We start from the raw sequence: 13,837 nt of genomic DNA on the forward strand, positions 1-13,837 counted from the left end.
TTGAGTGGGTCTGTTGACCCACTTCTATTTAGGACGCTAAAACTTATGTTAGCCATTATTCGAGGCATTATTGTCATTCTTTACACCATTATTGTGGTGACGTTTGGAATGATTTATTGCATGTTTTCACCAAGAAATCCAAAACATGTAATGACTTACGGACGAGCATTTGGCAAGTTATCTCGTGTTTTTGGGATTAAGCTTGTTGAGCGTTTTCCAAAAGAAGCGGAAAGCTATGGCCCAAGTATTTATATCGGAAACCATCAAAACAATTTTGATATGGTGACGATGTCAAATGCAGTACAACCTAATACCGTGACAGTGGGTAAAAAAAGCTTAATTTTTATTCCTTTTTTTGGTCAGTTGTATTGGATAACGGGTAATATTTTGATCGATAGAGCAAACCGCTCTAAAGCACATGGGACTATTTCACAAGTTGCTGATCAGATTAAATCGAAGAAGATTTCTGTGTGGATGTTCCCTGAAGGAACACGTAGCCGTGGTCGTGGCCTTTTACCATTTAAAACAGGTGCATTCCATGCCGCCATCCAAGCAGGTGTGCCTATTATTCCGGTTTGTGTTTCTACAACGCAGGATAAAATTAAGCTAAACCGTTGGAATAATGGCTACGTTATTGTTGAAATGTTGCCTCCAATTGATGTTTCAAAATACACCAAAGATCAAGTTCGAGAATTAGCAGAAGATTGTCGTCAAATTATGAAAGCGAAAATCGAAGAGCTAGATAAAGAAGTTGAAGAAATGAATAAGCGTGATTTTCCCGGTAAATTAAATTAACGTTTACGCATTATCTAAATAATACAATATAAGCCTAATTTTCAGGCTTATATTGTTATACTCGTCATACTTCAAGTTGCAGCGCTGTTGGCTGCGTTCATTCGCACTAATCACATACTTATGATACTCGTCATACTTCAAGTTGCAGCATTGTTGATTGCGTTCATTCGCACTAGTCACATACTTATGTATGCTCCTAGCGACTTATTCACTTGTCGCCTAGCTGCATCTTGAATTATTTAGAGTATATATTTGATAGGGCACTTATTGTGTGTGCTTTAATTGAAACAGTGCTACCTAGCTGCATCTTGAATTATCTAGAGTATATATTTGATAGGGCATTTGTTGTGTGTATGCTTTATTTGAATTATTTAAAACATAGATTATCAACTATTTTTAGGATTTATGTCACATCCGCGCTATTATGCTCCCGTAATTTCATTTAAGTCCTTTTGTCTTTAAATCACAGCAGCTTTTTTCCTGTCACGGCATTTTTGATTATGCGATAGGAATATTTGTATTTTGTTGCGGAGAAAGTATGTCATTTAGTCGTCGCCAGTTTATTCAGGCTTCAGGCTTAGCGGTATGTCTGGGCTCAATATCTTCTTCTGTTCGTGCTGAATCAGTCAATGATAAACAATTACCTATACCGCCATTGTTGGAATCTCGCCGTGGTCAGCCTCTTTTTCTGACTTTGCAAAATGTACATTGGGCATTTAATGGCACACAAAAAGCGGAAGTTTGGGGGATCAATGGCTCAACACCGGGACCGACAATCAAAGTCAAAAGTGGCGATGATATAAAGCTTATTTATAGCAACCGTCTTAATGAAGCAGTATCAATGACGGTGAGCGGTTTATTAGTTCCGGGGACTCAAGTCGGTGGTGCAGCAAGATTAATGTCACCCGGTGCTTATTGGTCGCCGGTATTGCCTATTCGCCAGAAAGCAGCAACATGTTGGTATCACGCCAATACTCCCTTTAAAATGGCACCTCATGTTTATAATGGATTGGTGGGAATGTGGATTGTGGAAGATGAAGAGAGCAAATCCCTCCCTTTACCAAAGCATTATGGTGTGAATGATTTTCCTATCATTATTCAAGATAAACGTATCGATAATTTTGGTACGCCACAATACGACAAAGAAGCTGCTAGTGATGGTTTTTATGGCGATACATTATTAGTCAATGGACGTGAAGATCCTTATATTGAAGTCTCAAGAGGATGGGTCCGCTTACGTTTAGTTAATGCATCTAATGCTCGCCGTTATGAACTAACCGCAAATGATGGTCGTTCACTTTACCTTATCGCTTCTGATCAAGGGCTATTAACATCTCCCGTAGAGCTGAAATCAATTCCGATGGCTCCAGGTGAGCGACGTGAAATATTGGTTGATATGTCTGAAGGCGATGAAGTCACAATTACCGCAGGGCAAAGTGCTAGCTTTATGGATAGGCTCCGTGGTATTTTTGAACCTTCTGATTTACTACGTAATACCAATGTATTAACCATTAAACCAACCGGATTAATGTCATTAGTGACAGATAAAGCACCTGCACAATTAGCAGTAGATGACACGCAAATCACTACCTCTATTCAGCCTAGAACCATCCAACTGCATAACAGTCCTCCGGGAATAAATAATGCTCGTTGGGAGCTTTCAAGAATTGATTTAGTAGGCAAGCAAAATGGGTGGGAACGTTGGCTTGTAACAGTACCGACACCACAGCCATTCCATATTGAAGGTGCTCGTTTTAAAGTAATTAACCATAATGGTCAGAAACCTGCACCTGCGGATTTTGGTTGGAAAGATACTGTTTGGATTGAAAATCAAAGTGAATTGCTGGTGGAATTAAAACAGCCTTCTTATTCACATTTCCCTTTCCTGTATTATAGCCAGTTATTAGAAAATGCAGACAAAGGTATGGTAGGACAAATGGAAGTCACACCTTTGGAATAAAAACTGAGTATTAGCACTAATTTAAATTAAAAGAAAAACAGTATTTTTAAAATAAAGATACTGTTTTTTTTATATTAAAAATAATGTGGATTATATTTTTTAGACTAAAATTAAATAGAGAAAAATATTCTCAAAAACAAATTGTTAATCAATTTGATATTTTTGTTTATTTATTTAAGTTCTCTTTATTAAGTTTATTTAAATATTGTTATTAATGAGGTTAATATTGAAAGAGGTTAATTTTGACTGTTTGTAATATAATAACAAGTGATCTAATTTTGTTTAATCTATCTGTTAATTTGTGATTCCGTAGTCAATCTATCTATTTTTCTGGCATGAAATCATATTTTTGAGATGCCCTTCAAGTAATTATTTCTCTAGAAACTAGAGAATCTTCGCGTCTTTTATTTTTGATCCTTAATTAATGTTATTAAATTTTAATATAACTGAAGGTACAGAATGAACAAAGAAATAGCTTTAAGTCACCATCACAAAATGAATAAAAAAAATAAAATAAATAATAATATATTTCAGCTTTCCATTGTTGCATCAGCACTTCTTTTTTCTGGATATTCCGTAGCATATTCAGAAGCTGGGCAATTAGGCGATGCAAAAAGTTGGGAAAGCCAAGAGTATCAAAAAGATTGGGGGTTAGCTGCTATGAATGCCTCTAGTGCTTATGCACTTGGTTTTCATGGGCAAGGTGCCAAAATCGGTGTAATGGACTCCGGTGCTTTATTATCACATCCAGAATTGAATGATGCTCGTTTTCATGCTGTGAAAGCGAAAGGTCAATATGGCACAACGGGTATGCGCTATCCTCAAGGATTGGGTGGGCATTATGAAAAAGGTCAAGCTTTTGATGTTGATGGAGGCTGGATCAAAGGTGTGAATGATACACACGGAACACACGTTACGGGCACTGTCGGTGCAAACCGTGACGGTAATGGTATGCATGGGGTGGCATGGGGTGCGGATGTTTATTTAGGAAATACAGGCGCAACAGATAGCAATAACTATGGTCCTTACCAAGATTACACCTATTTCTACACTGGCTGGAAAGCCATGGTCGATGCAGGGGCTCAAGTCATTAATAATAGCTGGGGTACAAACCCTCGTATTATTAATACCATTCCAACAAAGGGGCCTGATGGTGGTAAGACAACGGAGCATATGCCAGTAGATACCACTGCGCAAACGGAATACGAATATTTCTACTTTAAAAAAGTCTATGGCGATAAACCATCCTTTGTTGATGCCGCTTATGATGCAGTAAAAGGCACTAATGTTGTTCAAGTTTTTACAACGGGCAACCGTGACTTTGCTCAGCCTTATTATCGTCCTCTTTATCCTTACTTTAATCCTGAAGCAGAAAAACATTGGATTGCGGTTGCTGGTCTGAAAGAAAATGCAGATCAATCAGGCTATGAGCTGGTGAAAGTCTTTAATGAAGCCGGTAATGCGAAATGGTGGACTGTTGTTGCTCCCGGTTGGGACGTTTATTCTTCTATTGTTAATGAAGATGGTAGTGCGGATTGGGATACCTTTAGTGGTACATCAATGGCGGCACCTCACGTTACAGGCGCAATGGGTGTATTGATGTCGCGTTACGAGTCAATGAATGCGATACAAGTTCGTGATGTGATGTTTACAACTGCTAATCACCGTAATCCAGATGGTTCTTTATATGATAGCTGGACTGCGGCTGAAGGTACGCCGGATGTGCGTTATGGTTGGGGTACCCCAGATTTAGATAAAGGGATGTATGGTCCGGGTCAATTCTTAGGTAAATTTGAATATAACTTAAGTATGACACCGCTTGATGTCTGGACAAATGATATTTCACAAACTGCGTTAGATCTTCGTGAACAAGAAGATTTAGCATGGCTGAAAGACTATCAAGAGAAGGGGATTGCGGCTGGTGGTGATTACAATCTAGGAACGGATTTTGTTGTCAATGATGGTAATCCAGACCCAACTTCCCATATTGTTAGCAAAGAAGATGCTGAAAAATGGCGTAAAGAGTATTACCAAAAACGTGCTGATGCTATTCAAGCCAAAATTGATGCTGGTTTGTATGATGGTGCTTTAATTAAGAAAGGCGAAGGCACATTGGTTATGACTGGCGATAATACTTATCGTGGCGGCACAACAGTCGAACAAGGAACGTTATACGGCTTTACCGAATCATTTGGCACTGAAGCTGTTAATGTCAACGGTGGTAAATTAAGTGTTATTGATCGCTATAACGATACTTTCACACAAAAAGGCCAATTAGCATCGAATGAAAGTCATAAAGCTAACATTAATATCAACGATAAGGGGACGTATTTAGTTACCGTTGGACATGATGTTAATGTCGGTGATATGGCATTAAATAAAGGTGCAAGTTTAGATGTTGGTGCTGATAGTGAAGGTCAATTAAAAGATATCTATCTTAATAATACTGTCGCGACAGGAACCGTTAATGCGGACAATTTAGTTGATAATCGTACTAAAACTAAAATGTTAGCAAATAACAATCCAAATAGTGATTATGCATTATTTGATAAAAATGTTTCTGTAAAAGACAACACAATTACAGGTACATTAAGTAAGAAAGAAAATACCTCTTTAGCCACATTTGCTAACAATGAAAATGGCCGCTCTATTGCGAATACATTGGATAGCACAGGTCGTGGCGATTTATTCAATGCAGTATTACCAATGAATGAAAGAGATCTGAGCAAGACTTATAATTCATTGGGCAGCGATATGTACCTTAATGCTAACAGTGCAAGTGTAGTGAATGTGTTAGGTTTAACTCGCACAGTGAAAGATCAAGCAATGGGTATTGGTCAAGGCCGTTATGCTAAATTGGATAATAGCAATGCTCGTATTTGGATGACAGGTATTGGCCAATGGGGCAGTGCTGATTATGGTCATAGCAATATGGATGTTGATTTCTATGTTGGCTTATTAGGTGCAGAAATTGATGTGACCGAAAATACCAAAGCAGGTTTATTCTTTGGTGCGGGTTCAACCAAATATAAAGGTAATGAACACGGTAAAATAGACAGTAACGATATCCATATTGGTGCTTATGGTGTGTCTAATCTGTATGACGTGGCTTCATTAAACTATGGTTTCACACATACTAACCAAGATAGAGATGCAAAAAGAACACTTTGGGTAGGACAAAATGCAGGTTATAACTCTACAAGTTATGATGCAAAAATTACTCAAATTTTCTTAGAAGGTGCTTATACTCAATTTAATACAAATCAGTACTCTATTGAGCCATATGCCGGATTCAGCTGGTTGCGTGTATCAACTGATGATATCAACGAAAATGTCGGTAATATGAAATTTATCACTAAGACTGATTCACAAGATATTCAAGTCGGTACTATTGGTTTACGTGGTGGATATCCATTTATGGCTGGCAACGTTAATATGACTTTAAAAGGCGATATTTCTGCAAGTCATTTATTTGGTGATAACCGTCCTGAATCACGCCTCTTCTTATCAAACTCTGGTGATGCAACATTACGTGGTGGCAAACTGGATAATCTATTTGGTGTTGGCTTAGGTGTTGATGCACAATTAAGTAAATCAACAACTTTCGGTATTTCTTACCAAGGTCAATATAATAGTGATGTAAGCTCAAGTGGTATCAATGCTACGCTGAAAGTTAATTTCTAAATCTTATTTGTTGTTTTTTGATATTGAAAGCCCTTAGTAATAAGGGCTTTTTTTTGTATTAAAATGTAGATAAATAAGGGATTGTTTTACTATGAGATAAGGAGTCATCATGAAAATAAACAATACTCGTTTTCAAACTAACTTAATAAAATATACCGATATAAATAAAAAAGAAAATCATAAAATAAAAAATGAAATTAATAGTGTTTTAAATAACTTCAATAACTTTTATGTGGGAGGGAAGAGTAAAACTTTTTTATCTAAGTTGTCTTTTTTTATAAAAAAAATATTTAATATAAAGACTGATTTGACTTTTTTGTTAGATAAAGGACAGCATGCTAAGATAAATAATTTATCCACTCTTTTTGAGAGAGAGGGACAAATAAAACTTAATAAATGTAGACTAATAAAATCTGACTTTGTTAGTTTTAAGAAAGAGACATTAGAATCATTCTTTTTAAGTTTAAATATAGCAGTGAAAAATGATTCTTATGATATGGCTAAAAAAATAATACAAAAATATCTTTATGAAAAATCCAAAACGAAAGAAGACTTCATTACTATAATGAGTATCTCTTTAGATGTGATTAATAATTATGAAAAAGAACAATTTGAACAATTGAATATACATAATCCAGAATGCGCTAGTATGTTAAATTATATTAACTTTAATTATAGGCAATGTATTGACTCTGCAATAGATTATGCTTGTAAAGAGCTTGATAGAAAAACATCCCATAAAATGGGTAATTCAATAATGTATTTAGTTAATACAATGCATGATATTTACTCGATGGAAATGGAGAAAAATCTAATTATAAATATAACTAAAATTTTTATTGATAAAGCAAAAAAGTGTAATGTTGGAAATTATAATAATGATGGTTTTATAAAATCAATATTAAATCTCTTGGAAAATAAATTGAAAAATAATGAGGGCGTAAAAGAATTTGTGGATAGTATGCTTGAGTCAGGATTATTAGAGTCCAATGATATTTCTAAATCGGAAGAAAAAGCAGCAGGGGATGAATATTTTATATCTGAGTTTAATCGAAAAATGAAAAGTTTCTTTAGTAAGAATAACAATGGTGATGAAATAAAAAATAATATTGCCAATGTTATTAGAGACAATTATGAAAAAATTTTAGATAAAATGAGAAATAAATCTAATCGTCTTGAGAATGAAATGGTTTTGCTGGATATTATTGATTATTTAAAGAGTGATAATGATTTAAGTTTAAATTTACTATAAATAAGTTATTCCTCTTTAATAAATTTTATTAAAGAGGTTTTTTATTTAACTCAACGCGACTTTAATGCCTAAACCAATCAGTACAACACCTAACACTTTATCAATTCCTTTTTGGATTTTATTAAGCACTCTTCTGACAGGCGCGCTTTGAATTAATAAAACCAATAAAGGCCAGTAAACTACGGCTAAGCCCCAAATAATAAAGGCATACCACAATTTTTCACCAATACTTGAATCGACACTTAACACCTGAGTGAAAACGGCAAGAAAGAACAAGGTGGCTTTAGGATTGAGTAAATTACAGAGAAAACCTTGCATAAAGGCTTTCTTAAAGCTGATTTGCGAATGTTTATCTGAGTTTTCATCAATCGAATGATTAGATTTTGAGAGCAAACTCTGAAAACCAATCCAGAGTAAATACGCGGCTCCGGCATATTTTAAAATGGAAAAAAGCCAAGGTGTTGTTGTGATAAGAACGGCAATACCTGCAACACAATATGACATATGCACAAGTAATGCTGCCACAATTCCCATTGCAGTCATCATTGCTGCAGATCGTTGATAACGCGCCGCATTTTTTACAACGAGAAAAAAGTCAGGACCTGGTGAGATCATACCGAGTAAAGCAATTGTAAAAACAACTAAAGAAGTTTCAAGCATAATAGCGCCTTGTATATAACAATATTATAATGATTGAATCTTATATGATTAAGTTAACACTTCGAGTATAAAGCAATTATTTATTATCAAGGAAGCATAATTTGTATCGACTCAGGTTTTAGCTTTACGTATAGTGTGAACAGTTTTTTCCCATCTTTACCCGTAGGTGTGTAAATGAATATTAGTTTAATCGCAGCATTAGCGATGGATCGCATTATTGGTATGGAAAAGGCAATGCCTTGGACATTACCGGGTGACCTCGCATGGTTTAAAAAGAATACGCTAAATAAACCCGTTATTATGGGCCGGGTGACTTATGAGTCTATTGGACGTCCTTTACCGAATCGTCTTAATATTGTTTTAAGTAGCCAGCCAGGAACAGATAGCGATGTTGTTTGGGTTAAATCTGTAGAAGAAGCTTTGCAAGCTGCTGAAAATCATGAGGAAATCATGGTGATAGGTGGTGGTAAAGTGTATGAGCAATTCCTGCCTATGGCAAATACACTCTATCTAACCCACATCGATGCTGAAGTTATCGGTGATACAACATTCCCAGATTATGAGCCTGATGAGTGGGATTCTACCTTTATGGAATACCATGAAGCAGATGAAAATAACTCACATAACTACTGCTTCGAAATATTAAAAAGAAGAAAATAACAAGAATTAAATAAAAAGGGAGATTAAATATCTCCCTTTTTATTATTCCTATTTTATTAATATAAAAATAATAAAAAGTAAGATTTATTATTCTACTTAAATATTCCTTTTTATAAAAAGAGCATTATTTTAAACCAACCATTATTTATATTTTAATAAACTCATTTTATAAGAATAATATATGAGATATTAATCAATATAGAGATTTTTTATTTTCAATATCGTGTTTTTTTATACTTATTTTGCCATGAAAAAAAATAACACATTGATTATTAATGATTAAATTTATAGCTATTTTTAGGTGTTCGTTTTTGTATATAAAATGTTCTCTTTAGAAGAAAAAAGAGCAATTTAGGTAATATGTGAGGATAAAATCAACATAGCGCAAAAGGCAATGTCGCCATTTTTGCGCTTGAAGCAGGGAGGGGATAATAAGTGAGTTATTTGGGAGCAGATAGGCTAGGTTGAGTGAAATACTGTTTGTCTTCCCAACGTAAGCAAGTGAGATTTCCACCCCAACAACATCCTGTATCTAACGCATAAATATTATCAGGAGTACCTTTCCCTTCAAGAGAGGCCCAATGCCCAAATATAATGCTATAACCTTCAGGTAATTGACTTGGTAAATCGAACCAAGGCTTTAATGGCGCGGGCGCTTCTTGTGGTTTATCTTTGCAAATCATATCAAGCTGACCATTAGGAAAACAGTAACGCATACGAGTGAGCGCATTAGTGCTAAAGCGCAATCTCGCTAGACCTGAAAGCTCTGGTGACCAGTTGTTTGGTAAATCGCCATACATTGAGTTAATAAACAAAGGATAGCTATCACTACTTAAAATAGCTTCAACTTCACGAGCGCACATTTTGGCTGTTTCTAAATCCCATTGTGGCGTGATCCCTGCGTGAGCCATGATGATTTTCTTGTCTTCATCAACTTGCAGTACGGGTTGGCGTCTTAGCCAATTAATTAATTCATCTGCATCTGGCGCATTGAGCAAGTCATTCAGCTTATCTCTTGGTTTATTGCGGCTAATTTTTGCAAATACACCTAAAAGATGAAGATCATGATTACCCAAGACGAGTTTAAGTGAAGTACCTAAGCTTTTTACAAAGCGCAATACTTCAAGCGAGTCAGGGCCTCGTGCAACAAGATCACCCGTTAACCACAATGTGTCTTGTGTAGGATCAAAACTGACTTTATCAAGAAGGTGGCGCAGTTCATGGTAACAGCCATGAATATCACCAATTAAATAAGTTGCCATAATTAGTTTATCAATGTTGGAAGTGCAAGGCGGAAAACGGGGATCTCTATTTGAAATAATCGACCATCAGTGTCAATCATTTCATAATGACCTTCCATTGTTCCCATCGGTGTTTCAAGAACGGCACCACTGGTATAGCGGTATTGTGTGCCGGGCTCAATAAGCGGCTGTTCGCCGACAACACCTTCACCACGAACTTCAGTGGTATTACCTTGTGCATTGGTGATCAACCAATAGCGGCGCAGGAGGCGAATTGCACATTTATTCAAATTATGAATTGATATGGTATAAGCAAAAACATATCGTTCATCTTCAGGGGAAGATTGGCTTTCAATGTAAACGCTTTGTACCTGTATCGCCACTTTTGATGAGGTGAACATAGTGCCTCCTGTCTCTGGCTTTATCTTATGCTTGTGAGTCTTGCTTTTGCGATAACCAGTTTGCCACTTTGCAGTATTGCTCAACAGAAATATTTTCTGCTCTTGCAGTTGGGTCGATATCAAGTGCTATCATATCTTCTGCTGTGAGTAATCCGCCTAAGCTATTACGTAGTGTTTTACGGCGTTGATTGAATGCTTGAGCGGTAATACGGCTAAGCATTGCAATATCCGTTACTGGGTATGGCTTTTCTTTGTAAGGGATCAAGCGAACAACCGCAGAATCAACTTTAGGTGCTGGTTTAAATGAAGTTGGTGGAACTTCAAGTACAGGGATGATTTGGCAATAATATTGCGCCATCACACTTAAGCGACCATAAGTTTTGCTACCGTGACCAGCAACAAGGCGATTAACCACTTCTTTTTGTAACATAAATGTCATATCAGAAATTGCGTCAGCAAAACTGAATAAGTGGAACATGAGTGGAGTAGAAATGTTATAAGGCAAGTTACCAAAAACACGCAGAGGCTGCTGACGCTCTTTTGCTAATTGTGCAAAATCGATTGTCATTGCATCTTGCTGAATAATGGTCAGCTTGTCTTTTAATGTAGGATGAACTTCTAAACGAGCGGCTAAATCACGGTCAATCTCTACAACCGTCATTTTATCCATTCTTGCGCCTACTGGCTCTGTAATTGCACCTAAACCAGGACCAATTTCAACAATGGCTTCACCGGGTTGAGGATAAATGGATTCAACAATACTTTCAATAATATAGCTGTCTGTTAAAAAGTTCTGCCCGAAGCGTTTGCGGGCAAAGTGCCCCTGATGGACTCTATTATTCATTACAATTTTGTATCATATTAATGGCTAAATTTAATGCGGTGCAAAAACTGCCAGCATCTGCGCTTTTCGTACCTGCAAGCTCAAGGGCGGTGCCATGATCAACAGAAGTACGGATAAAAGGAAGGCCAAGAGTTATATTCACGGCGCGACCGAAACCCTCATATTTTAGCACAGGTAATCCCTGATCGTGATACATCGCAAGCACCGCATCAGCATGTGTTAAATATTTAGGTTGGAATAAGGTATCAGCAGGATAAGGTCCATGAAGATGAACTCCTTGCTGACGTAATTGTGTTAATGCAGGCTCAATAATATCAATTTCTTCACGTCCCATATGACCGCTTTCTCCTGCATGAGGATTAAGGCCACAAACGTAAATTTGAGGTTCTGCTATACCAAACTTGGTTTTTAAATCGTGGTTTAAAATGGTGATAATTTCATGCAGAAGCTCACCTGTAATTGCATCCGCCACATCTCGTAGTGGTAAATGTGTGGTTGCCAATGCGACTCTTAATGTATCTGTCGCCAGCATCATGACAACACGTTCACAATGGCTACGATCAGCAAAAAACTCGGTGTGCCCTGTAAAATGCACACCCGCATCATTGATAATACCTTTATGAACCGGCCCTGTCACAAGTGCTGAAAATTCGCCATTTAGGCAGCCATCACAAGCACGAGCTAATGTTTCTACAACGTATAATCCATTGCGCGCATCTAATGTACTTGGAATGACATTAGTGTGGAGTGCGATTGGGAGTACACAAATTTGACTTGGTGTGTGCGCTTGAGGTGGCGTGGCAGGATCGTATTCAACTAATGAAAGAGGCAGGTTTAACAATTCTGCTCTTGTTTTAAGTAATTGAGGATCAGCACAAACAACCCAAGGTAAATCCCAACTCATTTGTGCTAATGAGATAATAAGGTCAGGACCAACCCCGGCTGGTTCGCCGGGGGTGATAACAAGTGGTTTTATTTGCTTAGTTTGCATTATTCTCGTTCATTATTTTCACATAAGCCCCAACTCGTAGCTCTTGCATCCAGTTTTGTACTTCTTCATTAAATTTACGGTTGAAGAGTAAACGGTATGCTTGTTCTTTATTTGCGGCATCTGTTTTATCAACACTACGTGTGTCTTCTAATTCAATTAAATGCCAGCCAAAGTTTGAGCGAACAGGTTGGCTTAATTCGTTTTTATTTAAGCGCATTAATGCATCACGGAATGCCGGATCGTAAACATCAGGCATTGACCATCCTAACTCACCGCCACGTAATGCTGAACCTGGATCTTCAGAGTACTCTTTTGCTGCATCAGCAAAGGTCATTTTACCACTGCGAATATCGGCAGAGATCTGCTGTAACTTGGCATAGGCTTGCTCATCATTCATGATTGGTGAGCTTTTTAGCAGAATATGACGGCTTTTAACTTCTGTAACGGAAAGGGTATTAGTTCCACCACGAATATCGTTTACTTTGATAATGTGTAAGCCAACACCAGAGTGAAGAGGTCCTACGATTTGGCCTTTTTGCGCATTTGCTAATTCTTTAGCAAACAGAGTTGGTAATTCATCAATAGATGCCCAACCCATATTACCGCCATTTAAAGCTTGTGGATCAGCAGAATAAGTTGCAGCTAATTTACCGAAATCTGCACCATTTTTAAGCTGATTCATAATGCGAGTAATGACTTGTTTCGCTTTTTCCATTTCTGCTGGTGCAGGGTTTTCTGATAATGGAATTAAGATATGGCTCAGGTTTAGATCAATACTTTGACTTGCTTGGCCTTCGATTTGCTTAGCAAGAGAATCAACTTCTTGAGGTAAAATAGTAATACGACGACGCACTTCATTGTTACGAACTTCTGCTAACATCATCTCTTTACGAATATCTTGGCGATAATCGTTGTAAGAAATACCATCGGCTGCGAGGCGCTTTTTCATTTGATCAAGTGAAATGTTATTTTCAGCAGCAATGCCTTGAATGGTAGATTCTACCGCAGCATCAGGAATATCAATTTGCATTTGCTGTGCCATTTGCAAAATGATGTTATCCATGACCAAACGCTCTAGAATTTGTTGGCGAAGAACTTGCTCATCAGGCATTTCCTGACCCGCGCTTTTCGCGTTCATTTTGACCGTCTGTAACATTCTATTGACGTCACTTTCTAGAACGACACCGTTATTGACGATAGCCGATACACGGTTTAATTCTTGTGCAGCAAATGTTGTTGAGCTGGTAGCTGCACCGACCGTGATCATTAAGCCGATAAACAGCGTTTTCCAATTTTTCATAAGTTTCCCATTATGTATTTTCCGCATCTTATTGCGGGGTGACATATTC

The 13,837-nt window shown here is 37.1% G+C and carries 11 protein-coding genes; 5 read left to right on the forward strand and 6 right to left on the reverse strand.

Going from position 1 to position 13,837, the window contains the following annotated elements; all coding sequences use genetic code 11:
* Positions 1-45: 45 nt before the first annotated feature.
* From AB4J89_RS09975 to AB4J89_RS09990, 4 genes are all read left to right on the forward strand, one after another.
* Complete coding sequence (locus tag AB4J89_RS09975) at positions 46-795, forward strand: 1-acylglycerol-3-phosphate O-acyltransferase (RefSeq protein ID WP_088494655.1); 750 nt, start codon at positions 46-48, stop codon at positions 793-795.
* 538 nt (positions 796-1,333) lie between these two features.
* Positions 1,334-2,755, forward strand: coding sequence for a cell division protein FtsP (gene ftsP / locus AB4J89_RS09980; RefSeq protein ID WP_088494656.1), 1,422 nt, complete (start codon positions 1,334-1,336; stop codon positions 2,753-2,755).
* A gap of 459 nt (positions 2,756-3,214) precedes the next feature.
* A complete protein-coding gene (gene pta, locus AB4J89_RS09985; protein ID WP_368469092.1) occupies positions 3,215-6,439 on the forward strand; it encodes an autotransporter Pta in 3,225 nt (1,074 codons plus the stop codon).
* Between the two features lie 109 nt (positions 6,440-6,548).
* Positions 6,549-7,691 (forward strand): hypothetical protein, encoded by a 1,143-nt coding sequence (locus tag AB4J89_RS09990; RefSeq protein ID WP_368469094.1) that lies wholly within the window; start codon positions 6,549-6,551, stop codon positions 7,689-7,691.
* Positions 7,692-7,736: 45 nt separating this feature from the next.
* Here the strand turns inward: AB4J89_RS09990 and AB4J89_RS09995 are convergent, their stop codons facing one another.
* Positions 7,737-8,351, reverse strand: coding sequence for a LysE family translocator (locus AB4J89_RS09995; RefSeq protein ID WP_088494659.1), 615 nt, complete (start codon positions 8,349-8,351; stop codon positions 7,737-7,739).
* 174 nt (positions 8,352-8,525) lie between these two features.
* On the opposite strand from AB4J89_RS09995, the gene folA reads away from it, so the two are divergent.
* Positions 8,526-9,011 carry a type 3 dihydrofolate reductase gene (folA, locus tag AB4J89_RS10000; protein ID WP_088494660.1) on the forward strand — a complete coding sequence of 162 codons (486 nt, stop codon included), beginning with the start codon at positions 8,526-8,528 and terminating at the stop codon, positions 9,009-9,011.
* Between the two features lie 440 nt (positions 9,012-9,451).
* Here the strand turns inward: folA and apaH are convergent, their stop codons facing one another.
* From apaH to surA, 5 genes are read right to left on the reverse strand one after another with little or no spacing between them, the layout of a single operon-like run.
* Positions 9,452-10,273, reverse strand: coding sequence for a bis(5'-nucleosyl)-tetraphosphatase (symmetrical) ApaH (apaH, locus tag AB4J89_RS10005; RefSeq protein WP_088494661.1), 822 nt, complete (start codon positions 10,271-10,273; stop codon positions 9,452-9,454).
* Positions 10,274-10,275: 2 nt separating this feature from the next.
* Complete coding sequence (apaG, locus tag AB4J89_RS10010) at positions 10,276-10,653, reverse strand: Co2+/Mg2+ efflux protein ApaG (RefSeq protein ID WP_006535978.1); 378 nt, start codon at positions 10,651-10,653, stop codon at positions 10,276-10,278.
* 25 nt (positions 10,654-10,678) lie between these two features.
* The gene (gene rsmA / locus AB4J89_RS10015) at positions 10,679-11,497 is read right to left on the reverse strand and encodes a 16S rRNA (adenine(1518)-N(6)/adenine(1519)-N(6))-dimethyltransferase RsmA (protein WP_088494662.1); all 819 of its coding nucleotides are present in this window, start codon (positions 11,495-11,497) and stop codon (positions 10,679-10,681) included.
* Entirely contained in the window at positions 11,490-12,488 is a 999-nt protein-coding gene (gene pdxA, locus AB4J89_RS10020; protein WP_088494663.1) for a 4-hydroxythreonine-4-phosphate dehydrogenase PdxA, read from the reverse strand. Before pdxA ends, rsmA begins: the two co-directional genes overlap by 8 nt.
* Entirely contained in the window at positions 12,478-13,815 is a 1,338-nt protein-coding gene (surA, locus tag AB4J89_RS10025; RefSeq protein ID WP_088495989.1) for a peptidylprolyl isomerase SurA, read from the reverse strand. The genes pdxA and surA overlap by 11 nt, the downstream gene beginning before the upstream one ends.
* Positions 13,816-13,837 lie beyond the last annotated feature (22 nt).

It is taken from the genome of Proteus sp. STS61-E (assembly GCF_040932335.1).
Classification (GTDB): Bacteria; Pseudomonadota; Gammaproteobacteria; order Enterobacterales; family Enterobacteriaceae; genus Proteus; species Proteus mirabilis_B.